The sequence below is a fragment of the Actinophytocola sp. genome, from assembly GCF_036002505.1.
Taxonomy (GTDB): Bacteria; Actinomycetota; Actinomycetes; order Mycobacteriales; family Pseudonocardiaceae; genus DASYTH01.
On the sequence record NZ_DASYTH010000400.1, the window covers coordinates 1 to 26,085 of the forward strand.

Consider the following 26,085-nt stretch of genomic DNA (forward strand, 5'->3'; position numbering starts at 1 on the left):
TGCGGGCAAACGAGGAGGGCACCGAGTTCGCCATGGAGGAGGTGTTCAGCGGCCCGCTCGCCGGGTTGATCACCAAGGCCATCCCGGACCTCACCGAGTCGTTCGAGAAGTTCGCCGACGGACTCAAGGCGGCGTCGGAGAACTGACCGTGGCGTCGAAGCGCTTCGACAGCGGCGGCGCGCGGCATGCCCTCGAGGCGCTCGGCGACGCCAATCGCCGGGCGATCGTGGAGATCCTCAGCTCCGGGGCGCTGCCCGTGCGGGAGATCGCCGACCGCCTGCCGATCAGCCGGCCGGCGGTGTCCCGGCACCTGCGCCTGCTCAAGGAGGCCGGCCTGGTCGGCGACCACCCCGACGGCACCCGCCGGGTCTACGAGCTGCGCGCCGAGGGCGTCGAAGCGATTCGACAGTACTTCCGCGAGGTCTGGGGCGACGCGATCACCCGCTTCCGCCTCGCCGTCGAGAACACCGAGGAACGTTGATGATCGAACCGCTGGTGGTCGAGTTCGATGTGGACTCGGCCCCGGCGCACGCGTTCGACACCTGGACGTCCCGGTGCGGTCTGTGGTGGCGCCGCCATCACCCCGCACGACGCCCAAACCCTGATCCGCATCGAGCAGACCGGTTGGACCAGCTCGGCGAGGCCGGTGCACCCCGCCGCGACCGTACCCAGAACGCCTCGGCGGCGATCACCACGGCGTTCGCCCGGTCGCTGGTTTCGCTGCACTGATCACGCTCGTACGCTGACTGACCATGACGGTGCCGCACCTCGTCGCCGAGGCCACCAGCAAGTCCGGCCTGATCTGGGTCACTGTCGACGGCAGCCGCCCGGCCCCGCTCTGGCACCTGTGGCAGGACGGCGCCGCTTACGTGCTGACCGGTGGCACCGAGCAGCCCGCTCCCGGCCTCGCCGATGTGGAGCACGCCGACGTCACCGTGCGCAGCAAGACCACCGGCGGCCGGCTGGTCACCTGGCGGGCCACCGTCAGTCCGGTGCGACCCGGGACCGACGAGTGGGAGCGGCTCCTCCCGGAGCTCCGCAACCACCGGCTCAACGCGCCGGACGGCCGGCAGGCCCCGGAACGCTGGGCCCGCGAGTGCGCCCTGCTCCGTCTCGACCCCACCGGTGAGCTCCTCGACACCCCCAACGGTTCCGGCGCCGCACCCCCGCCACCCAGCCCGGCCGTCACCAGCGGCCCGCTCCCGTTCGTCCTCGGCCGCCGCCTCGACCGGGACGCACACACCGGGTAGCCGCCGAATCCCCCTGGCGTGACACGGAATCGCTCGGTTGCCGGCTGGCGGATCGGGTGAGGGTGGGGGACCGTCGAGGTGAGCAGGGGTTTCGAAGGTGAGGTCGGCGATGCTTGAGCGGATTGCCACGTTCTGCGGTCAATGCAACTGCGGGTGCCCGGAGGTGTGGGTGGACCACGGGGCCGCGGAGAGCCGGCGGGTCGTGATCACCGACGACTTCGGCCAGCGGGTGGAGATGAGCCTGGCTCAGCTGGCCGAGCTGGTCGCCGACGTCAAGGACGGCGTGCTCGACGAGCTGCTGACCAGCGCCCGGTAGAGACCCGCCGGTGGCCGGCCCCGACTGGCTGCGCTGGCTGCTGGCCGCCGCCCTGCTCGCCGTGGCCGGATACTGCGTGGCCCGCCTGGTGGTGGCGCAGCGGGTGCCGCACGGTTATCCGGCCTGCCACCGCGCCGTGGACGTGGCGCACCTGGTCATGGCCCTCGGCATGGCGGTGATGATCTCTCCGGTGGGCGGGCCGGTCCCGGCGGCCGGCTGGGAGACCGCCTTCATCCTGATCGCCGCCTGGTTCCTCGGTGCCGCCCGGCGTGGCGCGACGCGTCCGGTATCCGCCGGCTGGCACGGCGGCAACCTGCACCACGCGGCCGCCGCCCTGGCCATGCTCTACATGGTCACCGCGATGCCGGCCGACGCCCGGCACATGTCCACCCCGTGGATGGCCGTCCAGCACACCGGATCCGGTCCAGTGGGCTGGATCCTGGCCGGCTACTTCGCCCTGACCGCCGTCCTGCTCGGGCATCGCGTGCTGTGGCCGGCTCCGGCGGGCACCGGCCTGCCCACCGTGCTGCGCGCGCCGCGGGTCACCGCGGGCTGCCAGGTCGCGATGGCCGTGAGCACCAGCTACATGATCATGCCGGGAATCTGAGGGCATAGACGCGGCGTGATCGTCCGACCATGATGGTGATCGCACGTCATCTGTGGGATGACCACGGAGGTGGCACCTGTGGACGGCTATTTCGGCGGGTACGCACTGGTCGCGGTACTGCTGCTGGTCGGTGTGGCGATCTTCGCGGTGGCCGTGGGGGCGAACCGCGTGCTTCGGCCGGCCCGGCCGACGCCGCAGAAGCTGCTCACCTACGAGTGCGGGGTCGACCCGGTCGGCGGCGGGTGGGCGCAGTCCTACGTGCGCTACTACGTTTTCACGTTCCTCTACGTGGTGTTCGCCGTCGACGCGGTGTTCCTGTTCCCCTGGGCGACGGTGTTCGACGCGCCCGGCTTCGGCATCACCACGCTGGTGGAGATGTTCGTGTTCCTGGGTTTCCTGGCCGTCGGCATCCTCTACGCCTGGCGTAAGGGGGTGCTGATATGGGTGTGACGGATTTGCCGGCGCCCCGGGTCGGGCTGCTGCCGCAGGTGCCCAAACCGATGCGGTTCGTGCTGAACTGGGGCCGCCGGTACTCGCTGTGGGTGTTCAACTTCGGCCTGGCCTGCTGTGCCATCGAGTTCATCGCCACGTCCATGAGCCGGCACGACTTCATCCGGTTCGGCGTGATCCCCTTCGCACCGAGCCCGCGCCAGGCCGACCTGATGGTGGTGTCCGGCACGGTCGCCGACAAGATGGCGCCGGCCGTGCAGCGGCTCTACGAGCAGATGCCCGAGCCCAAGTACGTGATCTCGTTCGGCGCCTGCTCCAATTGCGGCGGGCCCTACTGGGACTCCTACTGCGTGACCAAAGGTGTGGACCAGTTGATCCCGGTGGACGTCTACGTCCCCGGCTGCCCGCCGCGCCCGGAAGCCTTGCTGCACGGCATCATGCGACTGCAGGACAAGATCGCGGCGGAAGAATGGGGTGAACGCGGCTCCCCGCTGCCGGCCACCGAGTACCCCTCCCTGACCCGGACGCCCGATGGCGCCTGAGGAGCTGGCCCGGGCGTTCGCCGAATGGTTCGGCACCGGGGTGTCCACTGAGGTCACCCACGGCCAGCTGTGCGCGGACGTGACGCCGTACGACTGGATCGAGGCGCTGACCATGGCGCACGACTCGCTCGGCTGCACGTTCTTCGACTGGCTGTCCGGAGTGGACGATCTGGACCTGGACCCACCGGGGATCTCCGTCGTGGCGCACCTGTACTCGCCGGAGCACCGGCACCACCTCCTGGTGCGTACCCGGGTGCCGGCCGCGGACCTGCGGCTGCCCACGGCCACGACCGTCTACAAGGGAGCGAACTGGCACGAGCGGGAGACCCACGAGATGTTCGGGGTGGTGTTCGACGGCCACCCGAACCTGATCCCGTTGCTGCTGCCGGACGGGTTCGAGGGAACCCCGCTACGCAAGGACTTCATCCTCGCCTCCCGGGTGGCCAAGCAGTGGCCCGGTGAGCTCGCCCCGGGGCAGTCGCTGACCGACCTGAAACCGGGCCGCAAGCGCAACCTGCCGCCCGGTGTGCCGGCCCCCGGCGAGTGGGGGCCGGGATGATCGCCAACATTCTGGAAGCCGTGCTGCGGCTGGGCATCGTGGTCGTGGCGTTTCTGCTGATGCCGCTGCTGGTCGGGCAGCTGGAGCACAAGGCCATGGCGCACATGCAGGCCCGGCTCGGCCCGATGTACGCCGGGGGTTTCCACGGCTGGGCGCAGCTCATCGCGGACGGCGTGAAGTTCGTGCAGAAGGAGCACGTCGTTCCGACGCTGGCCGACCGAAAGGTGTTCTCGCTCGCGCCGGCCGTGGCGCTGGTGCCGTATCTGCTGGTGCTGCTGGTGATCCCGGTCGGCCCGGGCTGGGTCGCGGTGGACCTGGACATCGGGTTGTTCTTCGCGCTGGCCGTGCTGAGCCTGGCGGTGCTCGGCACGATCATGGCCGGCTGGTCCAGCGCCAACAAGTACGCGCTGCTCGGCGGGTTGCGCACGGCCGCCCAGCTGATGGCCTACGAGCTCCCGCTGGTGCTGGCCGCGTCCTCGGTGGCGATGGCCGCCGGAACCCTGTCGCTGAGCGGGATCGTCGTCGCCTGGCAGCCGTGGTGGCTGGCCTGGCAGGCCGCCGCCGCGGCGGTGTTCTTCGTCGCCGGGCTGGCCGAGCTCGCCCGCCCGCCGTTCGACATGCCGGTGGCCGACTCGGAGATCGTGCTCGGCCCGTACACCGAGTACACCGGGCTGCGCTTCGCTTTGTTCCTGCTGGCTGAGTACGCCGGGATCGTGGTGCTCTGCGCGCTGACCGCGGTGCTGTTCCTGGGCGGCTGGCGCGGCCCGTTCGCCAGCGACGTGCTCGGCCCGGTGTGGTTGCTGGCCAAGGTGTTCCTGCTCGCCTTCGTGGTGATCTGGCTTCGGGTCAGCAATCCGCGGCTGCGCGCCGACCAGCTGCAGCGGCTGGCCTGGCAGGTGCTCGTCCCGGTGACGCTGGCCCAGCTCGCGCTGACCGGCGTGGTGAAGGTGGTGATGAGTTGACCGGCTACGGCAAGGGACTCCTGAAGGGGCTCGCGGTCACCCTGCGGACCATGACCCGGCGCTCGGTGACCCGGCAGTACCCGGAGGTGCAGCCGGACCTGCCGCCGCGCAGCCGCGGGGTGATCGCGCTGCTCGAGGAGAACTGCACCTCCTGCATGCTCTGCGCCCGGGAGTGCCCGGACTGGTGCATCTACATCGAGTCGCACAAGGAGACCTTGCCGCCGGCCGTGGAGGGCGGCCGGGAGCGCAGCCGCAACGTGCTCGACCGGTTCGCCATCGACTTCTCGCTGTGCATGTACTGCGGCATCTGCATCGAGGTCTGCCCGTTCGACGCGCTGTTCTGGACGCCGGAGTTCGAGTACGCCGAGCACGACATCGGTGCCTTGACCCACGAGCGGGACGTGCTGCGGGAGTGGATGTGGACGGTGCCGCCACCGCCCGCGCACGACGTCAACGCCGAGCAGCCGAAGGAGGTCGTGGACGCCCTGAAAGCGGCCGAGGCCGGTGAATCGTCGTGAGCGGGCCGGAGATTGTCTTCGTATTGCTCGGAATTGTCGCGCTGGGTTCGGCGGTGCTGGTGGTGACCACCCGGCAGCTCGTGCACGCCGCGCTCTGGCTGGTGGTCACGCTCGGCTCGCTGGCGGGCTGCTTCCTGGTGCTGACCGCGGAGCTGGTGGCCTGGGTGCAGGTGCTGATCTACGTCGGCGCGGTGGTGGTCCTGCTGCTGTTCGGGATCATGCTGACCCGCGCGCCGATCGGTCGTTCCTCCGATGTGGACAGTGGAAACCGGTGGGCGGCGCTGGTGGTGGCGCTGGGGACCGCGGCCACGCTGGTGACGGTGGTGGTGTCGGGATTCCGCAACGCCTATGTGGACCTCGGTACGCCCGCCGGCGGTGCGAAGACGTTGGGCGCCAGCATCTTCCGGTACTGGGTGCTGCCGTTCGAGGCGCTCTCGGTGCTGCTGCTGGCCGCGTTGATCGGTGCGATCGTGCTGTCCCGCACGGACATCGGGGCGCAGTCGGATGGTGAGGTGAGCTGACGTGCACGTCGCCTACCCGGTGGTGCTGGCCGCGCTGCTGTTCTCGGTCGGCGTGTACGGGGTGCTGGCCCGGCGCAACGCCATCCTGGTGCTGATGTCGGTCGAGCTGATGCTGAACGCGGTCAACCTGAACCTGATCACGTTCGACGTCTGGCTCAGGGATGCGCTGAACGCCGGGCAGACGCTGACCCTGTACGTGATCGTGATCGCGGCCGCCGAGGTCGGGCTGGGCCTGGCGATCGTGCTGCTGGTGTTCCGCAACCGGACCACGATCGCGGTGGACTCGTTGCGGGAGCTGGCCGACCGGGACGAGGAGCCGGCGGCCGGGAACGGTCAGGTGACCACGTTGCAGGAGGCCGAGCGATGATCACGACGCTGGCCGCCGTGCTGGTGCTGGCCCCGCTCGTGGCCGCCGGGCTTGGGTTGACGCTGGGCCGGAAGCTGCCGCCGGGTGGCATCGCGGTGCTCGGCACCGGCGGGTCCGCGGTGCTCGCGGTCATCGTGGCCGCGGCGGCGGCGGGCGACTCCTCCCGGGTGTGGCAGAGCTCGACCCAGCTCACCCCGACCGGCACGATCCCGGTCACCGCCGGGGTCTTCGTCGACGGGCTGTCCGCCACGGTCGCGGTGATGGTGACGCTGGTGGCGCTGGCCATCCAGGTGTACTCGATCGGCTACATGCGACACAACGTGCGGTACCCGTCGTTCGCCGGGCTGGTGTCGCTGTTCACCGCGGCCATGCTGACCGTCGTGCTCTCCGCCGACCTGCTGGTCATCTACGTCGGCTGGGAGGTCATGGGCATCTGCTCGTACTTCCTGATCGGCCACAACTGGGAGCGCCCGGCCGCGTCCGCCGCGGCGGTGAAGTCGTTCCTGATGACCAGGTTCGGCGACGTGGGCTTCCTGTTCGGGATCTTCGTGCTGGGCGTGGCGGCCGGCTCGTTCCGCATCCCCGACGTACTGGCCGCGGTGCCGTCGATGTCCGACGGCACGCTGCTCGCCGCGACCCTGTTGCTGACCGTCGGAGTGGTCGGCAAGTCCGCCCAGTTTCCGCTGCACAGCTGGCTTCCCGATGCGATGGAGGGCCCGTCTCCGGTCAGCGCGCTGATCCACGCGGCCACCATGGTCGCCGCCGGTGCCTACGTGGTGGCCCGGTTGTATCCGGCGTTCCTCGCCGCACCGGCCACATTGGACGTTCTCGCGGTGCTCGCGGTGATCTCCATGGTGGGCGCCGCCCTGGCCGCGCTGGCGGCCGAGGATCTCAAGCGGGTGCTGGCGTACTCGACGATCAGCCAGCTCAGCGTGATGTTCGCCGGCCTCGCCGTGGGCGGCCGGGTGCCGGCGATCGGCCACCTGCTCTCCCACGCCGCGTTCAAGGCGCTGCTGTTCCTCGGCGCCGGTGCGGTGATCCTGGCCGTGGGCAGCAACCTCCTGGCCGACATGGGTGGGCTGCGCCGGGCCATGCCGGTCACGTTCCTCACCATGACGGTCGGGTTCGCCGCGCTCGCCGGCATCCCGCCGACGAGCGGTTTCTTCAGCAAGGACGCGGTGATCGCCGCCGCCGGGCACGCCACCACCGGCGCCGGCTGGCTGGTCCTGACCGGGCTGCTGCTGACCGCGCTGCTCACCGCCGCCTACGCCACCCGGGCCTGGCTGCTGACGTTCTTCGGCGCGCCACGGGAGGGCGTGTCCGAGGCCTCGCCGGTGCTGACCGTGCCGCTGGCGGCGCTGGCGGTTCCCGCGCTGCTGCTGGGTTTCGGTGGCCTGTGGTGGACGGAGCTGCGGCCGGAGTGGGGAAGCTCGCTGCTCTCCGTGGTGCTGGCCGGCGTGGGCGCGACGGTGTCCTATGTGGTCTGGCGCGCGGATCCCGTGCGGGACCCCGCGGTGCGGCTCGGGCGGTTACGCGGGTTGTTCGCCAGCACGTTCCGCACCGATGATCTCTACGAGCGGACCGTGGCCCGTGGCGTGACCGCGCTGGCCGTGGACGTGGTCGGCGTGGACGACCAGGTGGTCGGCCGCGCGGTGACCGGGGCGGGGCGCGGCGCGAGCCGGCTCGGCGGGTTGCTTCGCCTGACGCAGAACGGAAATCCGCAATTCTACCTGACCGGCCTGCTCGCTGGCGTGCTGCTGATCGCGGCCGGGGTGGTGGTGCTGCGATGAGCGTGCTCACCGTCCTGCTGGTCGCCCTGCCGCTGGCCGGATGCCTTGCCGTGCTGGGGGTTCCGGAGCGCGTCGCGGTGTGGTTCGGCGTGGTGCTCACGGGCGCCACGCTGGTGGTCGCGGTGGTGGTGGCCGCGGTGTTCGACTACCACCGGTCGGGCACGGTGCAGCTTTCCGTTGACGGGTCGTGGATTCCGTCGATCGGGTTGCGGTTCCACCTCGGGGTGGACGGGATCTCGCTGCCGCTGGTGGTGCTGACCGCGCTGCTGTGCGCGTTGAGCGCGGTGTACCTGAGCCGGCCGGCCGGCGCGCCCGAGCGGCCGCGGGCGTTCACCGCGCTGCTGCTGCTCACCGAGGTGGGCATGATCGGCACCTTCGTGTCCCTGGATCTGTTGCTGTTCTTCGTGTTCTTCGAGGTCGTGCTGGTGCCGATGTACGCGATCATCGCGGGTTGGGGCGGCGGCCCGGGTCGCACCGCGGCGGCACGCCAGTTCATCCTGTACACCCTGCTCGGCTCCGGCGTGCTGCTCGTCGGCCTGCTCGTGATCTACAGCCAGACGTCCACTTTGGACATGGTGGCGCTGGCGCAGCGGGCCGGAACGGGCATCGGCCACACGGTGCAGGTGATCGCGTTCCTGCTGGTGGCCGGCGGGCTCGCGGTGAAGGTGCCGATGTGGCCGCTGCACTCGTGGCTGCCGGACGCGCACACCGAGGCACCCACGGTCGGGTCCGTGCTGCTGGCCGGGGTGCTGCTGAAGATGGGCACCTACGGCATGGTGCGGATCGCGGTGCCGATGCTGCCGGAGGGCGCCCGGGTGCTTGCCCCCGCCCTCGGCGCGCTGGGCGTGGTCGGCATCATCTACGCGGCGCTCGCCTGCCTGGCGCAGCGCAACCTCAAGCGGCTCATCGCGTTCTCCTCCGTGGGGCACATGGGTTTCGTGCTGCTCGGCATCGCCACGCTCACCCCGGTCGGGATCAACGCCGCGCTGTTCGGCAACATCGCCCACGGGCTGATCACCGGCCTGCTGTTCTTCCTGGCCGGCGGTGTCGCGCAACGCTACGGCGGCACCGACCTCGACCGGCTGGGTGGCGGGATGCTGGCCACGGTGCCGCGGCTGGGCTCGCTGCTGGTGGTGGCCGCGGTGGCCAGCCTCGGGCTCCCGGGCCTGGCCGGGTTCTGGGGCGAGATGCTGGCCATGCTCTCGGCGTTCCGCCCGGGCGGCGACCTCAACCGTGGGCTGTACCTGACGTTCATGGTGGTGGCCGGCCTCGGTGCGGTGCTCACCGCGGCCTACTTCCTCGTCATGCTGCGGAAGGTCGCGCAGGGCACGGCGTCGCCGCGGTGGGCCGGCACGGTGATCGCCGACGTGACCGCGCGCGAGTGGGTCGCCTGGGCGCCGCTCGTCGTGCTGTTCGTCGCCGCCGGGCTCTGGCCGGGCTTGGTCCTCGGCGTCACCGACGGCGCGGTGCGTGGGCTGCTGGGAGGCGGGTGAGCCGTGATCCAGAACGTCGACTACCTGGCGATCGCGCCGCCGCTGGTGCTGGCCCTGGCCGGGCTCGCGATGCTGCTGCTGGACGCGTTCCTGCCCCGGTCCGGGTGGACCCACGCTGGTGCGCTCGCCGGGGTGCTGGTGGCCGGGGCGATGGAGGTGTGGCTCGCGTTCGACGGTCCACATCGGACATTCTGTGTGGGGGAGACCTGCTCCTACGTGGTGGACACGTTCACCGTGCTGTTCCAGTCGGTCATGCTGATCGCCGGGCTCGTGGTCGTGCTGATCGCCCGGGCCGAGGTCCGCGGCACCCGGCTGCCGGCCGGCGAGTTCTACTTCCTGCTGCTCGCCGCGCTCGCCGGCGCCCTCACCCTGGCCGCCGGCCGCGACCTGATCACCCTGGTGGTGGCGCTCGAGGTGGTGTCCCTGCCGCTATTCGCGCTGGTGGCGCTGCGCCGCTACGACGGCCGCTCGACCGAGGCCGGGCTGAAGATGTTCCTGGTCTCGGTGATCTCCACCGCAGTCATGCTGTTCGGCGTCAGCCTGGTCTACGGCGCGACCGGAACCCTGTTCCTGGAACCGATCTCCGCGGCGCTGCGCCGTCCCGAGATGCCGCACGGAGTCGCTGCCGCCGGTGCCGTGCTGGTGCTGGTCGGCTTCGGCTTCAAGGTCTCCGCGGTGCCGTTCCACTTCTGGGCGCCGGATACCTACCAGGGTGCCCCGATCGCCGTCGCCGCGTTCCTCTCGGTGGCCTCCAAGGCCGCCGGGTTCGCCGGCCTGGCCCTGGTCCTCACCGTCGCGTTCGGACCGCTGGCCAACGTCTGGGGCCCGCTGGTGGCCGCGTTGGCTGCCCTCACCATGACCGCCGGCAACCTGGTGGCGCTGCGCCAGCGTACCGCGATGCGGCTGCTGGCCTGGTCCTCCATCGCCCAGGCCGGCTACATGCTCGCCCCGCTCGGTGCCGCGGCCGGCGTCACCGGCGACCCCGCCCTGCGTGACCTGGTCGCCGCCACCGTGGGCTACCTGGCGATCTACTCGGTGATGAACCTCGGTGTGTTCGCCATCGTCGCGTTCGCCGGCTGGATCGGCCGGCACGGCGGCGGCCTCATCGAGGACTACCGCGGCCTCTTCCGCACCCACCCGGTGACGGCGCTCGCTCTGGCGTTCTTCCTGGCCTGCCTCGCCGGCCTGCCCCCCGGTCTCGCCGGCCTGTTCGCCAAGATCGTCGTCTTCCGCGGCACGCTCACCGGCGGCTACGGCTGGCTCGGCGTCATCATGGCGGTGAACACCGTGCTCGGCCTCTACTACTACCTCGCCTGGGCCAGCCGCCTGTTCGCCCCCGACCCGGCCGTCCACTTCGGACGCGTTCCGCGCTACGTGACAGCCGCTATCCTGGTCGCCGCCGCCGGCACACTGCTCGTGTCGGTGGCGCCCCAGATCGTTCTCGGTGTGGCACCCGGAGGATGACACCCATGACCACCCTGCAAGCGACCGTGGCGACCTTCTCGCCCCAGACCAGCTCCGGCACCGTCCTGCTCGACGACGGCACCCAACTCTCCTTCGACACCAACGCCTTCCTCCGCAGCGGCCTGCGCATGCTCCGCCTCGGCCAGCGCGTCAAGGTCGTGGTCCTGGACGGCAAGGTCGAAGCCCTCACCCACATCACAGTCCCGCCACTCCGGAATTAGCAGTCCCGCCTCTCCGGAATTTAAATGCTGTCGTCGCGTTCCAGCGATTGGTGCGGTTGCCGGGTTGATTGTGGCTGGGTACCGTCACGGTCCCCTGAGGTTCCGTTGGCAGGTGCGAGACTACGTGGCGCGCACCCTTGGCTGACCACGTCGTTCAGGGGTTACTTGTCGATGTCGCCGACGACGAAGAACATCGAGCCCAGGATGGCGATCATGTCGGCGACCAGGGTGCCGCGCATGAGCTCCGGCAGGACCTGGATGTTGTTGAAGCTGGCGGTGCGGAGCTTCATGCGCCAGGGGGTTTTCTCGCCGCGGGAGACGAGGTAGTAGCCGTTGATGCCGAGGGGGTTCTCGGTCCAGGCGTAGGTGTGGCCGGCGGGCGCCTTGAGGATCTTGGGGGTGCGGACGCCGATCGGGCCCGGGGGGAGGGCGGCGAGGCGGTCGGCGCAGGTTTCGGCGAGGGCGAGGGAGGCGTGCACCTGGTCGAGGAGGCATTCGAAGCGGGCCAGGCAGTCGCCGGCGGTGCGGGTGACCACGGGGACGTCGAGGTCGCCGTAGGCCAGGTAGGGCTCGTCGCGGCGGAGGTCGACGTCGAGGCCGCTGGCCCGGGCGATGGGGCCGGAGACGCCGTAGGCCGCGGCGATCTCCGGGGTGAGGACGCCGACGCCGCGGGTGCGGGCGTGGAAGATCTCGTTGCCGTGGATGAGGTCGGCGATGTCCTTGACGCCGTGGCGGACCGCGGCGACGGCCAACCGGACGCGGTCCAGCCAGCCGGCGGGGAGGTCCTCCTTGAGCCCGCCGACCCGGTTGAACATGTAGTGCATGCGGCCGCCGGTGGCTTCCTCCATCACGGCCTGCAGGGCCTCGCGCTCGCGGAACGCGTAGAAGATCGGGGTGATGGCGCCGAGCTCGATGGGGTAGGAGCCGAGGAACATCAGGTGGTTGAGCACCCGGTTCAGCTCGGCCATCAGGGTCCGCGCCCAGACCGCGCGCGGCGGGACCTCGATGCCCAGCAGGCGCTCGACGGCGAGGACCACGCCCAGCTCGTTGGCGAACGCGGAGAGCCAGTCGTGCCGGTTGGCCAGCACGATGATCTGGCGGTAGTCGCGCACCTCGAACAGCTTCTCCGCGCCCCGGTGCATGTAGCCGATGATCGGCTCGACGTCGGAGATCCGCTCCCCGGCGAGGGTGAGCCGCAGCCGCAGCACCCCGTGGGTGGCCGGGTGCTGTGGCCCGATGTTGAGCACCATGTCCTCGGTGGCCAGCTCGGCCGCACCCGACCCGATCGCGACGGTGCGCTGGGTGCTCGTCATCGCTCCATCGTCGCAGCCGGCGCAACCGGGAGGTAGATCCCGACGGTCTGCACCAGCCACCCGAACCCGCCGAGCCCGGCCGGGTCGATCAGCTCCGCCTCCTCGCCGGTTCGCCGCAGCTCCCGGAGGTAACCCGTCGGGTTGGTGGACGCCATCTTCATTTGTGGACGGCGTCCCAGAACGCCCAAGGCACGCAGGGCGTGGCGTTGCGTGGTCAGCCGGCTGGCCGTCGCCCCGGCCTGGAGACCGGCGTCCGCACACGAGTCGAGTGCCACATGCGTGGTGATGTCGCAGGAACCGTCGGGCACGGCAGCCACCTGTCGGCCGTCCTGGTACGCGGTCAGCGTCCCGCCGGTTGGACGGCTGCCACGCTGGTGGGCGTAGTCCACGGCGACGGCGAGCCCCCGGGCCAGCCGCCGCACGACCCCGGCCCAGGCTTCGTCGCGGGGGCGGCCGATCTCGGCCCGGTCACCGATCTCGGCCAGCGGCCACCAGCGTTCCAGCCAGGCCAGGTCGGCCGGATCCGGCGGTCCGCCCGTGCGCTCCGTCCCGGTGGCCGGATCCACCAGCACCAGCCGCGGACCGTCGACCGTCAGCTCCACGACATCCACCGGGACGTTGTCCAGCCACTCGTTCGCGATCACCAGGCCGGACACCGTCTCGGGCATCCGGTCCGTCCAGGTGATCTCCGCCGGGAGGCTGTCCGGGCGTGGACCGCGCTCGACCGCGGTCAGGCGCAGCCGTCCAGCCGGGTGGACGCGGTCCAGGTCCGTGAGCAGCTGCCCCGTCCCTGAACCGATGTCGACGACGTGAAGCACGTCCGGGTGACCGAGCGCGTCGTCCAGGTCTTCGAGCAGCCGGCACAGCGCCTCGGCGAAGCGGTTCGACGTGCTGACCGAGGTGCGGTAATGCGCCGCTGGCCGGGTTCGGCGATAGAACCCGTCGTCGCCGTACAGCGCCCGCTCGGTCGCCTCCCGCCAGGACGGCCACATGCGGTGCAGCCTAGGGCGGATGTCCTACTGTGGCCGGCATGACGTCCTCTCCCTTGCACGAGGTGCACCAACGACTCGGCGCGTCGTTCACCGACTTCGCCGGATGGACCATGCCGCTGCGCTACGGCAGCGAGCTGGCCGAGCACCGGGCGGTGCGGGAGGCCGCCGGGATCTTCGACCTGTCGCACATGGGGGAGATCGAGCTGACCGGCCCGGAGGCCGGGCGCGCGCTGGACTACGCGTTGGCCGGGCATCTCTCCGCGGTCAAGGTGGGGCGGGCGCGGTACACGGTGATCTGCAACGCCGAAGGCGGTGTGCTGGACGACCTCGTGGTGTACCGGCTGGGTGAGGACCACTACCTGGTGGTGGCCAACGCGTCGAACGCCCCGCTGGTGGCCGGCGAACTGCGCGACCGGGCGGGCGGCTTCCTCACCGAGGTGGCGGACAAGTCCCTGGCCTGCGCGCTGATCGCGGTACAGGGCCCGCGCGCGGTGGACATCGTGGGCGCGGTGTGCCCGGCGGACCTGGCCGCGCTGCCGTACTACGGGAGCACCCCGACCCGCCTCGCCGGGCATGACGTGCTGCTGGCCCGGACCGGGTACACCGGCGAGGACGGGTTCGAGGTGTACGCCGAGGCGCCGCACGCGGTCGAGGTGTGGGACGCGCTGCAGGCGGCCGGCGAGCCGCACGGGCTGCGGCCGGCCGGCCTGGCCTGCCGCGACACGCTGCGCCTGGAGGCCGGGATGGCGTTGTACGGCAACGAGTTGGACGTGCACACCAACCCGTTCGAGGCCGGCCTGGGTCGGGTGGTCAAGTTCGACAAGCCGGCCGACTTCGTGGGCCGGGCGGCACTGGAGGAGAAGCGGGACAAGGGGGTCGAGGCGACACTGGTGGGGCTGGCCGGAACCGGCCGGCGGGCGCCGCGGCACGGGTACCCTGTGGTAGGCGAGGACGGCAAGGAGGTCGGCACGGTTACCAGCGGCGCGCTCTCCCCGACGCTCGGTCACCCGATCGCCATGGCCTACGTGCCGCCCGCGTTGAGCGAGCCGGGCACCAAGCTCGCCGTCGACATCAGGGGCACGGCCACGCCGGTCGAGGTCGTGGTGCTCCCGTTCTACAAACGTTCCCGGTAACGGAGTCCTATGGCGCTGAGTGTGTTCGACCTGTTCAGCATCGGTATCGGGCCGTCCAGCTCGCACACGGTCGGGCCGATGCGGGCGGCGCGCCGCTTCGCCGAATCCCTGCGAGCCGAGGGTGTGCTGGCCGCCACCGCGCGGGTGCGGGTGGAGCTGTTCGGCTCGCTCGGTGCGACCGGGCACGGGCACGGCAGCGACAAGGCGGTGCTGCTGGGCCTGTCCGGCGAGCGCCCTGAAGAGGTGGACACCGACGCCGTACCGGCCCGGATGGCCGAGATCCGATCCGCCCGCCGGGTCCGGTTACTGGGCACACACGAGATCGACTTCAGCGAGAACGACGACCTCGTGCTGCACCGCCGCAAGACGCTTCCGTTGCACCCCAACGGAATGCTATTCCGCGCCGTGGACGCGGCCGGCGCGGTGCTGGCCGAGCGCACGTACTACTCGGTCGGCGGCGGGTTCGTCCTCGACCAGACCGCCGCGGAGGGCCCGACGATCACCGCGGACACCACGCCGGTGACCTACCCGTTCCGCACCGCCGCCGAGCTGCTCGAGCACTGCCGGGCGTCGGGCCTGCCGATCAGCCGGGTCATGCTGCGCAACGAGCTGGCCTGGCGCACCGAGGCCGAGGTCCGCGCCGGGCTGCTCGAGATCTGGGAAGTGATGCAGGACTGCGTCGTGAGGGGGTGCCAGCACGACGGCGTGCTGCCCGGCGGCCTCAAGGTGCCGCGCCGGGCCAAGGCGCTGCACGACAAGCTCGTCGCCGAGGAGGGCTCACCCGACCCGCTCTACGTGATGGACTGGGTCAACCTCTACGCGCTCGCCGTCAACGAGGAGAACGCCTCCGGCGGCCGCGTGGTCACCGCCCCGACCAACGGCGCCGCCGGCATCATCCCCGCGGTCCTGCACTACTACACCCGGTTCGGGCGCCCGCGCCAGGCGACCAGCACTGCCGAAGGCGTGATCACCTTCCTGCTCACCGCCGCCGCGATCGGCGTGGTGCTCAAGGAAACCGCCTCCATCTCCGGCGCCGAAGTAGGCTGCCAGGGCGAAGTCGGCTCCGCCTGCGCCATGGCCGCCGCCGGCCTCACCGAAGTCCTCGGCGGCACCGTCGACCAGGTCGAGAACGCCGCCGAGATCGGCCTCGAACACCACCTCGGCCTCACCTGCGACCCCGTAGGCGGCCTCGTCCAGATCCCCTGCATCGAACGCAACGCCGTCGGCGCCACCAAAGCCATCAACGCCTCCCGCATGGCCCTCCGCGGCGACGGCACCCACGTCGTCACCCTCGACAAAGTCATCAAAACCATGCGCGAAACCGGCCGCGACATGCACACCAAATACAAAGAAACCGCCCGCGGCGGCCTAGCCCTCAACGTTATCGAGTGCTAACCAAGATCACCATTGCCCAATCGTGACTAAGTACTGCGCACTCCGTTGCAACTGACTCTGTGCTACTCGCAAGCCCGGAGTTACCATGGGGGCACATCGCGTGGTGCTAGTAGCACTCGACTCCATTCACCGTTGACCAAGGGAGCCGCGATGGCGCAACGTGAGACGTTTGTCGTGCGGCAGCGGCGGCTACGTGCGGAGCTCCGCCGCTTCCGGGAAGCTGCCGGCCGCACGCAGCGAGCGGTGGCCGAGGCGTTGGGCTGGTCCACGTCGAAGCTGATCCGCATCGAGACCGGCGCGGTGAACGTCGCGACGTCGGATGTCATGGCATTGCTGCACTTCTACGGGATCAGTGACCCTGACGTGGCCGAGGACCTCGTGGCCGCGACCCGATCGCGGAGCAAGGACTGGTGGGCTGAATATCGCAGTGTATTCAGTCAACAATTCCTGAACTTTCTGGGATACGAGGACTCGGCGATTCGCATTCGGGGATACATGACGCTGCTCGTGCCCGGACTGCTGCAGACCGAGGAGTACGCGACCGCACTCCTTACCGATTACGAGCCGGAGCGCCACCCGGATCTCGGACTGCACATCCGCATGCGCCGGCAGGAGAAGCTCGATCGGCCGAACTGCCCTGAACTGCTGTACATCCTGGACGAAGCCGTCATCCATCGCCGGGTGGGCGGCCCCGACGTGATGCTGCGACAGTTGGTCCGGCTCAAGGAACTGGCCCGACATCCACGCATCAGCCTGCGAATCGTGCCGTTCTCGGCGGGCATGTACGCGGGCATGCAGGGCGCGTCTTTCACGATCTTCGAGTTTCCGGCCGATGACGACGTGATCACTGTCGTCGAAGAGCCGCGTCGCGACGTGATCGTGGACGACTCGGAGGTAAACCACAACTACATCAGGAAGTTCAGCGAACTTCAGAAAACCGCCTGCCGCACCGAGGGGGAGGCGGACGAGATCATCGATTCGGTGATCGACAGGATGCGCCTGGGCGCGACCGTGTGAGCCGATGACCGGTGCTCCGGCGGCCGGGGCGCCGGTCATGGCCAGTCTCCGCAGCCGCATGGCGCCACGCAGAAGGGCCGCCGCGCCATGACCAGAGGACAACACCGAGACGGGAATGACCGCACCGCCACCGGCAGTGCGTCGACGGATCGTCACCTTCCCGCACCACGCAGGCCGGGCGGCCTGGGAGGGAGCGGTGGCCCGACGGTCGGCCTCGTCACGGCGATCCCCGAGGAGTTCGTCGCGATGCGGGTGTTGCTGGAAGGCAGCACGCAGAGCTATGTGGCGAACGACCCGGCCCCCTATGTGCTGGGCACGCTGCCCGGCCGGGACGAGGGCGACTGGCACGATGTGGCCTTGACCCTGCTGGGCGCGACCGCGACGAACGCGGCGGCCGCCGGGTGCGCGAACCTCATCCGCAGCTTCCCCACCATCACCATCGTGATCATGGTCGGGATCGCCGCCGGGGTACCGAACCCGCAGCGCCCCCACCGCCACGTCAGGCTGGGCGACATCGTCGTGGCCACTCAGATCGTGGACTTTGATCACGTTCGGGCCGTCGATGGTGGCGTTGAGCCGCGGCGCCTGCTCTCCCTGCCGTCACCGCGTCTCACCCACTGTGCGGACATGCTGCGTACCGACGAGCTCAGCGGCCACCGTCCGTGGGAGCGGTGGCTCGACCTTCGCCGATGTCCGGAGCTCATCCAGTACCACCGGCCGCCCGAACACACCGACGTACTGCGTGACGGTGCGGGGTTGCCGCTGCAGCATCCACGGAGGAACTACAGCGGCCACCGCAGGGGCTCACCGAAAGTGCACTACGGCCCGATCGGCAGCTCCGACCGGCTGCTTCGCGACGCCGCTGTACGGGACGAGCTCGCCGTCCGGCACGGCGTCATCGCGTTCGAGATGGAGGGCTCCGGCATCGGCAGCAGCAGCTTCCTCAACGGCCGCGACTGGTTCGTCGTCCGGGGAATCAGCGACTACGGCGACAGCTACCGCTCCGAGCCGTGGCGCAGGCACGCTGCTCTCGTCGCGGCGGCCTACGTCCGCGCCCTCCTCGCCAAGTGCCTTCCGGTGGACCCTGGGCACATTGTTCGCCCAGTGGTGTCTGACTCCCTTCAGTGATTCTTTGCAGAATCAAGAAAATGAAACCAAGAATGAGAGGGGAACGATAGAGCTAGAATGGATCGATTCTTTGAATCGCGTACGAGGGTCGCGTCCAAGGTCGAAGCAACTTCAATGCAATCAGAATTATGACTACTGCTTGCCGAGCTTTTACGCCAATTAATAGCGCCAGGTTCAACTGCTCCTCCGTTGGATGGTGTTGTCAATTGTAACCCCTGGGGGTCCCTTCCTTTTCAGGGGCCCCCTCCCCGTCTTCGACGGGATTATCCAACCAGTCCGGTGCGGGCACTCTTGCAGTGGGGTGGCATGGGTGGCAAAGTCGCTGGTGGGAGGGGTTGCTACGAACTGCGGGGTGACAAATTGGACAATGACTCTTTCTAGAGGATCTTTTCAATTGATTCGGGTGAGATCGTTGATTTGATCAGGTCGGCCAGGCGAGTCAACAGTAAACCTGAGGTGGTGGTTGCCAAATAGTGCGGGGAGTCGGCGTGTTCGGTGTGGATGTTGAGGGATTTGGTGGCCATGAGGTAGGGCATGTAGAGGATGAGGGGGTCGGGGGAGTCGAGGTCTATGGCGGTGGCCGCGAAGCCGGGGAAGGCGCGGGACTGGTGGACGTGGAGGTTGTCGGTGATGGGGCCGTGGCGTTGTTTGAACTGGGCGAGTTCGGTTATGGAGTTGCGGATTTTCGTGGCGAGGTCTTCTTGGCGGTATTCGGAGAGTGTGGCGGTGGCCGGACAGGAGGGGTCGAGGAGGACGCAGCGGTAGGTGCCGCCGCGGGATAGGAAGTCGAGGACGGCGTCGCGGTAGTGGGCGGGGCGTTCGGTGGTGACCAGGTAGCGGGCGGAGGTGCGGAGGGCGGTGCCGAGGTCCACGATGTCGGTGCGGGCGACGCCGACCAGGCGGGCCTTCTCCTGCTGGCTGGGGCGTTGGGGGTGGGCGAACACCGGTTGGCACGGGGTGAGGCCGGTGGTGGCGAGCCAGGCCCGGCGGGCGTCGGTGGGTTCGCCGCTGGGGGCCATGAGGTGGATGTCGCGGTTCTCGTAGGTGCCGACGAACGTGTAGGTGTGCGCGTGGCGGCCGGCGGCGCGGTGGACGTCTTCGGAGATCGCGACGCAGTCGGGTGGGGTCGTCTCCTCGAGGTGGGCGGCGAAGTTGAGGTCGGGTGAGTGGATCTGGGCGTCGCCGGAGTAGCGGATCGTCGATTTGTGGACGGCGATCCGCAGCCGGATCTCGCCGTCGAGGCCCATGCGGCGCGACTCGGCGCGGACGTGGTCGAGGTCCAGGCGGAGAACGTCGCGGACGGTGGTGAGGGCGACGTCGCGGGTGACGCTCTCGTCCTCGTCGTGGATCGCGAGGATGCCGCCGTCGCCCCGCCACGACCAGAGTTGGGTGCGGGCGCAGCGGAACTGGGCGGACACGGTGCCGGCGCGGGCGACGATCCGTTCGCGGAGCAGGTCGAAGGCGCGGGCGGCCTGGTCGCGGGGGTTGTGCCGGACGACGGTCGAGTACCCCGACGCGTCGGCGACGATGAGGTAGACGTTCTCGTAGACGTGCCCCGGGAGGAAGGCGCCGGTGCGCACACGCGGGTTGTGGTCGACCACGGACCCAGGATCGCGCTCTGGTTGCTAGGCCAACTCGTTGTCCGGTATCTGTCCCGCTGTTGGCCCGTCAGGCGGCGGCGTTTTCGGACAGCTCGGCGGCGCACAGCGGGCAGTCGCCGTCCACGTCGGCGCAGGGGATGACGAGGGAGTGGCTGAGCTCCTGGCACTCGGGGCAGTGGGGTTCAGTGCACTCGCTGTCCGGGGTGGCGTGGACGACGAGGGTGCCGGCGCAGGTTTCGGTCATCGGTCCCTCCTAGGCCGCGCCCGCGCTCTTCGCCGCTGCCACCGCCTCGGCCAGCTCGTCGCGGCTCATCTTGGAGCGGCCCTTGATGTCGAGGTCGCGGGCCATCTTGTCCAGTTCGGCGCGGCTCAGGCTACCCAGGTCCGGGCCGTCATCGGCGGAGGCGCTCCGGCGATCCTCCGACGAAGCCGACTCCCGGCGCTTCTTGCGGCCTTCGACGCTGCGGCTCAGGGCGTCGAACAGGTCGACCACCTTGGTGGGCTGGGCGGGCTCCTCTTCGCTGATGATCTCGCGGCCGGCGGCCTTGTCCTCGATGAGCTTCTCCACGCGCTGGGTGTAGGTGTCGTGGTAGTTGTCCGGCTGCCAGCCCTCGGTCATCGAGTCGATCAGGGTGACGGCCATGTCCAGCTCCTTGCCGCGGGCCGGGGTGATCTCCGGGAGGGCCTTGAGCTCCTTGGCGGGGTCACGCAGGTCTTCGGGGAAGAGCAGGGTGGTGAGGATCAGCAGGTTGTCCCCGGGGCGCACCGCGGTGAGGTATTCCTTGCCGCGCATGACGAACGTGGCCACGCCGGCGCGGTTGGTCTTGGCCATGGCCTGGAGCAGGAGGCTGTAGGCGCGGCTGTACTCCTCCTTGGCGGGCGCCAGCCAGTAGGTCTTCTGGTAGTGGACCGGGTCGATCTCGTCGAGGTCGACGAACGCGTTGATGTCGATGGTGCGGGAGCGGCCCGGCGCGATCGCGTCCAGCTCGTCCGGTTCGACGATCACGTAGTCGCCGCCGCCGATGTCCGCACCCTTGACGATGTCGGAGAACGGCACCTCCTCGCCGGTGCGCTCGTTCACCCGCTTGTACCGGATGCGGTCCGAGGTGTCCCGCTGGAACTGCCGGAAGCTGATGGTGTGGTCCTCGGTCGCGCTGTACAACTCCACGGGCACGGTCACCAACCCGAAGTTGATCGCGCCGCTCCAAATCGGTCGTGCCACGCCTACCGCCCTCCCGAGTCCGGTTCCCGCGTGCCGGGGATCATCTTGACTCACCGTAACCCCGTCCGACCACCTCGGAAGGGTGTTTACCTGGTTCGACCGGCGGGTACCACCCGAACATGGTTGACATGACCCGCCTGCCGGGCCCCGTGGCCGACACGTGGGACTGGCAACGCCTTGGCTTGTGCCGGGGTAAGGACAGTGCGATGTTCTTCCACCCCGAGGCGGAGCGTGGGCTGGCCAGGGCCGAGCGGGTACGCCGGGCCAAGGAAGTGTGCCTGAACTGCCCGGTCATCGTGCAGTGCCGGCACCATGCGCTCACCGTCATGGAGCCCTACGGCATTTGGGGGGGACTCGACGAGGGCGAGCGCCGCGCCGCCTTCGCCCGCCGCAGAAAACTCAGCGCTTAGCCGAATGCCCTGAAGGACGCCTTCGAGACGCTCACCGCCCCGAAGGCGTCCTTCAGGGCATCTACGTGTCCTCCTCCGGGGCCGGCGGCTCGGCCAGCAAGCCCTCACGCAGCCGCTCCAGCGTTCTCGCCAGCAACCGCGACACGTGCATCTGGGAGATGCCGACGCGCTCGGCGATCTGGGTCTGGGTCATGTTCATGAAGAACCGCAGCATGAGGATCTGGCGTTCGCGCTCGGGCAGCTCCTCGATCATGGGCCGCAGGGACTCGTGGTTCTCCACGCCCTCGAGCGCGGCGTCCTCCTCGCCCAGCGTGTCGGCCAGCGGGTCGGAGTCGGAGTCGGCGGCCAGCGCCTCGTCCAGCGACACCGAGTGGTAGGCGTTGCCGGCCTCCAGACCCTCGAAGACGTCCTCCAGCGACAGCCCGAGCTTCCCGGCGATCTCGCTCGGCGTCGGCGCCCGGCCGAGCTGCTGGGCCAGCTCCCCGCTGGCCGTGCTGATGGCCAGGTTCAGCTCCTTGAGCCGGCGCGGCACCCGCATCGACCAGCTGGCGTCGCGAAAGTGCCGGCGGACCTCCCCCATGATCGTGGGCACGGCGAAGGACAGGAAGTCCGAGCCCCGGTCGGGTTCGAACCGGTCCACCGCGTTGATCAGGCCGACCGTGGCGACCTGCACCAGGTCCTCGCGCGGCACGCCGCGATGGCTGAACCGGGTGGCGATGTGCTCGGCCAGCGGGAGGTGCCCGGTCACCAGCGCGTCCCGCAGCTCCGTGCGGCGCGGGTCGCCGTCGGTCGTGGCGGCGAGGGTGACGAACAGCGGTGCCAGATGCTGGTACTCGTTGTCCGAGGAGTCCCCACGCCACGAGCTTGATGTCCGAGAACTCCCTGCGCCGGTCACCCGCTTGCGATCTTCCGTTTGCTGAGCTCGATGTGCACCCAGCAGCCACGGCCGTCGGCGGACGCACCATCCACCCAGGACTCGGCGCTGTCCGTGAGCGTGGTGAGCACCCGCCAGCCGAACGAGTCCCGGCTGGGTTCCTCGTCGCTGGGGGACAGCACCGCCGCGGAGAACCGGATCTCGTTGGGGTGCAGCAGGAAGCGACAGCTCAGCAGCGCGTCCTTGGCCGCCCGGGTGATCAGCGTCGAGCATGCCTCATCCACGGCGAGCTTGAGGTCGGCGATGGAGTCGAGATCGAAGTCGGCCCTGATGGCCAGGTTCGCAGCCACCGAGCGGATGATCGGCAGATGCTCCAGTCGAGCCGCGAGTCGCAGCTCGATGGCGTCCGGTGATCCCGTCTCGGCTTCAGCGCCAGCCAGGAACTCGCTCACACTCACCTCGGTGATCCTCGGTGGACGTTGGTTCGCCAGTACACCTATGGCGTTTACCCAGTGTGGCAGGACCAAAACGGACGAAGAAGCACCGGGATGCCCGCAGGGCCGTGTGATCGCCGTTACTATCACAAGGCATGTCCAGCGAACACGTCGTGGTCACGTTCACCACGGACAGCAAGCAGCTCGCGGACAGCATGTGCGCCGAGGTCATCGGCGCCGAGCTGGCCGCGTGCGCGCAGATCGAGGGGCCGATCACCAGCGTGTTCCGCTGGCACGGCGAGGTGCACACCGAGACCGAGTGGCGGGTGGAGATCGAGACCAGTCCCGCGAAGGTCGACGCGGTGGTGGAGCACATCCGGGCCAACCACGGGGTCGAGGTGCCCGAGGTCGTGGTGAACGACCTGGACACCGACATTCACGCGCCCCAGGCCTGAGTCACCGGTCGCACCGGGATGAGCCGAATAGGGTGGACCGGTGCTGACCATGCAGGACGCCCTCCTGGCGCTGACCCGGTACTGGACCGAGCGCGGCGCCATGCTGGCGCAGCCGTTCAACACCGAGGTGGGTGCCGGCACGCTCAACCCGGCGACGATCCTGCGCGTGCTCGGCCCGGAGCCGTGGCGGGTCGCCTACGTCGAGCCGAGCGTGCGCCCGGACGACTCCCGCTACGGCGAGAACCCGAACCGGTTGCAGACCCACACCCAGTTCCAGGTCGTGCTCAAGCCGGATCCCGGGGATCCGCAGGAGATCTACCTCGGCAGCCTGGCGGCGCTCGGGATCGACGTGCGCGCCCACGACATCCGGTTCGTGGAGGACAACTGGGCCAACCCGGCGACCGGCTCCTGGGGCCTGGGCTGGGAGGTGTGGCTGGACGGCCTGGAGATCACCCAGTTCACCTACTTCCAGCAGGCCGGCGGGTTGACCCTGGACCCGGTCTCGGTGGAGCTCACCTACGGCGTCGAGCGGATCATCATGGCGCTGCAGAAGGTGAGCCACTTCAAGGACATCGCCTACGCGCCGGGCATCTCCTACGGCGAGGTGTTCGGCCAGGCCGAGTACGAGCTGAGCCGTTACTTCCTGGACGACGCCGACGTCGACACGCAGCGCCGGCTGTTCGACGACTACGCCGCCGAGGCGCGCCGGCTGCTGGACGCCCGGCTGCCGGTGCCCGCGCACACTTACGTGCTGAAGTGCTCGCACACGTTCAACGTGCTGGACGCGCGCGGCGCGGTGAGCACGACCGAGCGGGCCCGGGCGTTCGCCCGGATGCGCGGGCTGGCCCGGGAGGTGGCGCAGCTGTGGGCGGAGCGCCGGGAGGAGCTGGGCAACCCGCTGGGTATCGCGGACCCGCCGGCCCCGGCTCCGGTGCCCACCGCGTTCCCGGTGGTCGGCGAGGCACGCCCGCTGCTGTTCGAGATCGGCACGGAGGAACTGCCGGCGGCTGAGGTGAGCCGGACCGCGGACGCGGTTTCCGCTGCGCTGGCGGAAAAGCTGGCCGCGACCCGGTTGGCGCACGGGGAGATCACCGTGCACGCCACGCCGCGCCGGATCGTCGCCCTGGTGTCCACTGTGGACCATGTCGAGCCGGACGCGGAGCGCACCGTGCGCGGTCCCCGGGCCGTGGCCGCGTTCGACCCGTCCGGGAAGCCGACCAGGGCGGCGACCGGGTTCGCCCGCGGGCAGGGCGTGCCGGTGGAAGCCTTGCTGCGCTTGGAGATCGACGGCGTGGAGTACGTCGGGGTCACGGTGACCGACGCCGGCCGGGGTGCCGCCGAGGTGCTCAGCGGGGTGCTCGCCGAGGTGGTGACCGAGCTGCGGGCGGAGCGGAACATGCGGTGGAACGACCCGCGGCTCTCCTTCGCCCGCCCGATCCGGTGGCTGGTGGCGCTCCTCGGCGACACGGTCGTGCCGGTCTCGGTGTCCACAGTGGAGGCTGGGCGAACCACCCGGGTGCACCGCACGGCCGAGCCGCCCACGCTGACCGTGCCGTCCGCGGCCGGGTACCTGGATCTGCTGGCGCGCAACGGAATCATCGCCGACGCGGAGCGCCGGCTGGAGATGATCACGACGGCGGCGCGGGCGCTGGCCGGGACGGTCGGCGGCACGGTGGACGTGGCCGGGGAGTCGGCGCTGCTGGCGGAGATCACCAACCTGGTCGAGCAGCCGGTGGCCGTGCTCGGCGGGTTCGACCCGCGGTATCTCGAGCTGCCGCAGGAGATCCTGACCACGGTGATGCGCAAGCACCAGCGGTACCTGCCGGTGCGCTCGGCGGCGGGCGAGCTGCTGCCGCACTTCGTCGCGGTGGCGAACGGGGAGTGCGACCACGACCTGGTCCGGGCCGGCTACGCGGCGGTGCTGCGCGCCCGGTACGAGGACGCCAGCTTCTTCTGGCGGGCCGACCTGAAGGTGGCGCCGGAGGCGATGCGCGCCGGGCTCTCCCGGCTGGCCTTCGCCGACCGGCTCGGCTCGATGGCCGACCGGGCCCGCCGCACCGGCGCGCTGGCCGTGGATCTCGGTGCCGCGGCCCGGGTGTCCACTTCGGACAGAGCCATCCTGGCCAGGGCCGCCGAGCTTGCCAAGTTCGACCTGGCCTCGCAGATGGTGATCGAGCTGACCAGCCTCGCCGGGATCATGGCCCGGGAGTACGCGCTGCGGGCCGGCGAGCCGGCCGCGGTGGCGGACGCGCTGCTGGACATGGAACGGCCCCGCTCGGCCGGCGACGCCCTGCCCGGCGCGGTGCCCGGTGCGCTGCTGGCCCTGGCCGACCGGTTCGACCTGCTCGTCGCGCTGTTCGCCGTGGGCGCGGCGCCCACCGGCAGCTCCGACCCGTTCGGCCTGCGCCGGGCCGCGGGCGGGGTGGTGGCGATCCTGCGGGCGTTTCCGGACCTGCGCGCGGTGACCGTGCCCGGCGGGCTCGAGGCGGCCGCGGAACGGGTGCGGGCGCAGGAGATCGAGGTGCCCGCCGAGACGCTCGCCGAGGCGGCCGAGTTCGTGCTGCGCCGCTACGAGCAGCAGTTGCTCGACGCCGGGCACGGCCACCGGCTGGTGGCCGCGGTCCTGCCGCTCGCCGCCTCCCCGGTCACCGCCGACGAAACGCTGGCGGAGCTGGAGCGGCGGGCCCGGGACGCCGAGTTCGCGGCCCTGGTCACGGCGCTGCAGCGGGTTCGGCGGATCGTTCCGGCCGGCACTCCGGCCAGCTACGACCCGGAGCGGCTCTCCGAGCCGGCGGAGGCCGCGCTGCACGGAGCATTGCGGGCGGTGCGCGGGCGGTTGGGCGACGGGCAGCCGTCCTTCGCTGAGTTCGTCGCCGCGGCCGCGCCGATTGCCAGTCCGGTCACCGCGTTCTTCGACGAGATCCTGGTGATGGCCGAGGATCCGGACCTGCGGCAGGCCCGGCTCGGGCTGCTCGCCGCCATCCGGGATCTGGCGGCGCCGGTCGTCGACTGGGCGGCCCTGCCCTGAGGAATGCCCTGAAGGTGGCCTTC

The 26,085-nt window shown here is 70.2% G+C and carries 30 protein-coding genes and 1 pseudogene; 23 read left to right on the top strand and 8 right to left on the bottom strand.

The genetic code is table 11. The annotated features are described in order from the left end of the window. Nucleotides 1–148 precede the first annotated feature (148 nt). The 16 genes and pseudogenes from VGR06_RS34695 (at nucleotide 149) to VGR06_RS34770 (ending at nucleotide 11,060) form a co-directional block, all read left to right on the top strand. Nucleotides 149–481, top strand: a complete 333-nt coding sequence (locus VGR06_RS34695; protein ID WP_327563426.1) for a metalloregulator ArsR/SmtB family transcription factor — start codon at nucleotides 149–151, stop codon at nucleotides 479–481. Continuing rightward, a complete protein-coding gene (locus VGR06_RS34700) occupies nucleotides 481–729 on the top strand; it encodes a hypothetical protein (RefSeq protein WP_327563427.1) in 249 nt (82 codons plus the stop codon). Before VGR06_RS34695 ends, VGR06_RS34700 begins: the two co-directional genes overlap by 1 nt. Nucleotides 730–752: 23 nt before the next feature. Further along, nucleotides 753–1,250: a hypothetical protein gene (locus VGR06_RS34705; RefSeq protein ID WP_327563428.1), complete on the top strand. Its 498-nt coding sequence runs from the start codon at nucleotides 753–755 to the stop codon at nucleotides 1,248–1,250. Nucleotides 1,251–1,359: 109 nt separating this feature from the next. Beyond that, nucleotides 1,360–1,566: a hypothetical protein gene (locus VGR06_RS34710; RefSeq protein ID WP_327563429.1), complete on the top strand. Its 207-nt coding sequence runs from the start codon at nucleotides 1,360–1,362 to the stop codon at nucleotides 1,564–1,566. Nucleotides 1,567–1,576: 10 nt separating this feature from the next. Beyond that, nucleotides 1,577–2,173: a DUF5134 domain-containing protein gene (locus VGR06_RS34715; RefSeq protein WP_327563430.1), complete on the top strand. Its 597-nt coding sequence runs from the start codon at nucleotides 1,577–1,579 to the stop codon at nucleotides 2,171–2,173. Nucleotides 2,174–2,230: 57 nt separating this feature from the next. Further along, complete coding sequence (locus VGR06_RS34720; RefSeq protein WP_327563431.1) at nucleotides 2,231–2,623, top strand: NADH-quinone oxidoreductase subunit A; 393 nt, start codon at nucleotides 2,231–2,233, stop codon at nucleotides 2,621–2,623. A gap of 50 nt (nucleotides 2,624–2,673) precedes the next feature. Then, nucleotides 2,674–3,165, top strand: coding sequence for an NADH-quinone oxidoreductase subunit B (locus VGR06_RS34725; protein WP_414637394.1), 492 nt, complete (start codon nucleotides 2,674–2,676; stop codon nucleotides 3,163–3,165). Next, entirely contained in the window at nucleotides 3,155–3,724 is a 570-nt protein-coding gene (locus VGR06_RS34730) for an NADH-quinone oxidoreductase subunit C (RefSeq protein WP_327563433.1), read from the top strand. Before VGR06_RS34725 ends, VGR06_RS34730 begins: the two co-directional genes overlap by 11 nt. Next, nucleotides 3,721–4,686, top strand: a complete 966-nt coding sequence (locus VGR06_RS34735) for a complex I subunit 1 family protein (protein WP_327563434.1) — start codon at nucleotides 3,721–3,723, stop codon at nucleotides 4,684–4,686. The genes VGR06_RS34730 and VGR06_RS34735 overlap by 4 nt, the downstream gene beginning before the upstream one ends. Further along, nucleotides 4,683–5,204, top strand: a complete 522-nt coding sequence (locus VGR06_RS34740; protein ID WP_327563435.1) for an NADH-quinone oxidoreductase subunit I — start codon at nucleotides 4,683–4,685, stop codon at nucleotides 5,202–5,204. The genes VGR06_RS34735 and VGR06_RS34740 overlap by 4 nt, the downstream gene beginning before the upstream one ends. Then, nucleotides 5,201–5,725 (top strand): NADH-quinone oxidoreductase subunit J, encoded by a 525-nt coding sequence (locus VGR06_RS34745; RefSeq protein ID WP_327563436.1) that lies wholly within the window; start codon nucleotides 5,201–5,203, stop codon nucleotides 5,723–5,725. Before VGR06_RS34740 ends, VGR06_RS34745 begins: the two co-directional genes overlap by 4 nt. A 1-nt stretch (nucleotide 5,726) precedes the next feature. After that, a pseudogene (gene nuoK, locus VGR06_RS34750) lies at nucleotides 5,727–6,023 on the top strand (NADH-quinone oxidoreductase subunit NuoK); the annotation flags it as partial. Between the two features lie 65 nt (nucleotides 6,024–6,088). Continuing rightward, nucleotides 6,089–7,882 (top strand): NADH-quinone oxidoreductase subunit L, encoded by a 1,794-nt coding sequence (locus VGR06_RS34755; RefSeq protein ID WP_327563437.1) that lies wholly within the window; start codon nucleotides 6,089–6,091, stop codon nucleotides 7,880–7,882. Next, the gene (locus VGR06_RS34760; protein ID WP_327563438.1) at nucleotides 7,879–9,375 is read left to right on the top strand and encodes an NADH-quinone oxidoreductase subunit M; all 1,497 of its coding nucleotides are present in this window, start codon (nucleotides 7,879–7,881) and stop codon (nucleotides 9,373–9,375) included. The genes VGR06_RS34755 and VGR06_RS34760 overlap by 4 nt, the downstream gene beginning before the upstream one ends. Nucleotides 9,376–9,378: 3 nt before the next feature. Beyond that, nucleotides 9,379–10,839, top strand: a complete 1,461-nt coding sequence (locus tag VGR06_RS34765) for an NADH-quinone oxidoreductase subunit N (RefSeq protein WP_327563439.1) — start codon at nucleotides 9,379–9,381, stop codon at nucleotides 10,837–10,839. 5 nt (nucleotides 10,840–10,844) lie between these two features. Continuing rightward, nucleotides 10,845–11,060: a hypothetical protein gene (locus VGR06_RS34770; RefSeq protein WP_327563440.1), complete on the top strand. Its 216-nt coding sequence runs from the start codon at nucleotides 10,845–10,847 to the stop codon at nucleotides 11,058–11,060. A 161-nt stretch (nucleotides 11,061–11,221) separates the two neighbouring features. On the opposite strand, the gene VGR06_RS34775 is transcribed toward VGR06_RS34770, so the two are convergent. After that, nucleotides 11,222–12,373, bottom strand: a complete 1,152-nt coding sequence (locus VGR06_RS34775; RefSeq protein WP_327563441.1) for an NADH-quinone oxidoreductase subunit D — start codon at nucleotides 12,371–12,373, stop codon at nucleotides 11,222–11,224. Then, nucleotides 12,370–13,365 carry an SAM-dependent methyltransferase gene (locus tag VGR06_RS34780; RefSeq protein WP_327563442.1) on the bottom strand — a complete coding sequence of 332 codons (996 nt, stop codon included), beginning with the start codon at nucleotides 13,363–13,365 and terminating at the stop codon, nucleotides 12,370–12,372. Before VGR06_RS34780 ends, VGR06_RS34775 begins: the two co-directional genes overlap by 4 nt. A gap of 38 nt (nucleotides 13,366–13,403) precedes the next feature. On the opposite strand from VGR06_RS34780, the gene gcvT reads away from it, so the two are divergent. From gcvT to VGR06_RS34800, 4 genes are all read left to right on the top strand, one after another. Next, entirely contained in the window at nucleotides 13,404–14,498 is a 1,095-nt protein-coding gene (gene gcvT, locus VGR06_RS34785; protein WP_327563443.1) for a glycine cleavage system aminomethyltransferase GcvT, read from the top strand. A 9-nt stretch (nucleotides 14,499–14,507) separates the two neighbouring features. After that, nucleotides 14,508–15,893 carry an L-serine ammonia-lyase gene (locus VGR06_RS34790; protein ID WP_327563444.1) on the top strand — a complete coding sequence of 462 codons (1,386 nt, stop codon included), beginning with the start codon at nucleotides 14,508–14,510 and terminating at the stop codon, nucleotides 15,891–15,893. A 150-nt stretch (nucleotides 15,894–16,043) separates the two neighbouring features. Continuing rightward, nucleotides 16,044–16,910: a helix-turn-helix transcriptional regulator gene (locus VGR06_RS34795; protein WP_327563445.1), complete on the top strand. Its 867-nt coding sequence runs from the start codon at nucleotides 16,044–16,046 to the stop codon at nucleotides 16,908–16,910. An 87-nt stretch (nucleotides 16,911–16,997) separates the two neighbouring features. Further along, nucleotides 16,998–18,038 carry a hypothetical protein gene (locus tag VGR06_RS34800; protein ID WP_327563446.1) on the top strand — a complete coding sequence of 347 codons (1,041 nt, stop codon included), beginning with the start codon at nucleotides 16,998–17,000 and terminating at the stop codon, nucleotides 18,036–18,038. Here the strand turns inward: VGR06_RS34800 and VGR06_RS34805 are convergent. The 4 genes from VGR06_RS34805 to VGR06_RS34820 form a co-directional block, all read right to left on the bottom strand. Further along, a complete protein-coding gene (locus tag VGR06_RS34805; RefSeq protein WP_327563447.1) occupies nucleotides 18,032–18,244 on the bottom strand; it encodes a DUF397 domain-containing protein in 213 nt (70 codons plus the stop codon). The genes VGR06_RS34800 and VGR06_RS34805 overlap by 7 nt on opposite strands. Before the next feature lie 171 nt (nucleotides 18,245–18,415). Next, entirely contained in the window at nucleotides 18,416–19,639 is a 1,224-nt protein-coding gene (locus VGR06_RS34810; protein WP_327563448.1) for a hypothetical protein, read from the bottom strand. A 67-nt stretch (nucleotides 19,640–19,706) separates the two neighbouring features. Further along, nucleotides 19,707–19,883 carry a hypothetical protein gene (locus VGR06_RS34815; protein ID WP_327563449.1) on the bottom strand — a complete coding sequence of 59 codons (177 nt, stop codon included), beginning with the start codon at nucleotides 19,881–19,883 and terminating at the stop codon, nucleotides 19,707–19,709. 9 nt (nucleotides 19,884–19,892) lie between these two features. Next, entirely contained in the window at nucleotides 19,893–20,861 is a 969-nt protein-coding gene (locus VGR06_RS34820; protein ID WP_327563450.1) for a Ku protein, read from the bottom strand. Between the two features lie 119 nt (nucleotides 20,862–20,980). Between VGR06_RS34820 and VGR06_RS34825 the strand changes: the two genes are divergently transcribed. Then, nucleotides 20,981–21,271, top strand: coding sequence for a WhiB family transcriptional regulator (locus VGR06_RS34825; protein ID WP_327563451.1), 291 nt, complete (start codon nucleotides 20,981–20,983; stop codon nucleotides 21,269–21,271). Between the two features lie 61 nt (nucleotides 21,272–21,332). Here VGR06_RS34825 and VGR06_RS34830 read toward each other — a convergent pair whose 3' ends face one another. Then, nucleotides 21,333–22,166 carry a SigB/SigF/SigG family RNA polymerase sigma factor gene (locus VGR06_RS34830; RefSeq protein ID WP_327563452.1) on the bottom strand — a complete coding sequence of 278 codons (834 nt, stop codon included), beginning with the start codon at nucleotides 22,164–22,166 and terminating at the stop codon, nucleotides 21,333–21,335. Next, nucleotides 22,163–22,597 (bottom strand): ATP-binding protein, encoded by a 435-nt coding sequence (locus tag VGR06_RS34835; RefSeq protein ID WP_414637395.1) that lies wholly within the window; start codon nucleotides 22,595–22,597, stop codon nucleotides 22,163–22,165. Before VGR06_RS34835 ends, VGR06_RS34830 begins: the two co-directional genes overlap by 4 nt. A 137-nt stretch (nucleotides 22,598–22,734) precedes the next feature. On the opposite strand from VGR06_RS34835, the gene cutA reads away from it, so the two are divergent. Together cutA and VGR06_RS34845 are read left to right on the top strand one after the other, a co-directional pair. After that, nucleotides 22,735–23,034 carry a divalent-cation tolerance protein CutA gene (gene cutA / locus VGR06_RS34840; RefSeq protein WP_327563454.1) on the top strand — a complete coding sequence of 100 codons (300 nt, stop codon included), beginning with the start codon at nucleotides 22,735–22,737 and terminating at the stop codon, nucleotides 23,032–23,034. A gap of 49 nt (nucleotides 23,035–23,083) precedes the next feature. Further along, nucleotides 23,084–26,062 (top strand): glycine--tRNA ligase, encoded by a 2,979-nt coding sequence (locus tag VGR06_RS34845; RefSeq protein ID WP_327563470.1) that lies wholly within the window; start codon nucleotides 23,084–23,086, stop codon nucleotides 26,060–26,062. Nucleotides 26,063–26,085: the final 23 nt, after the last annotated feature.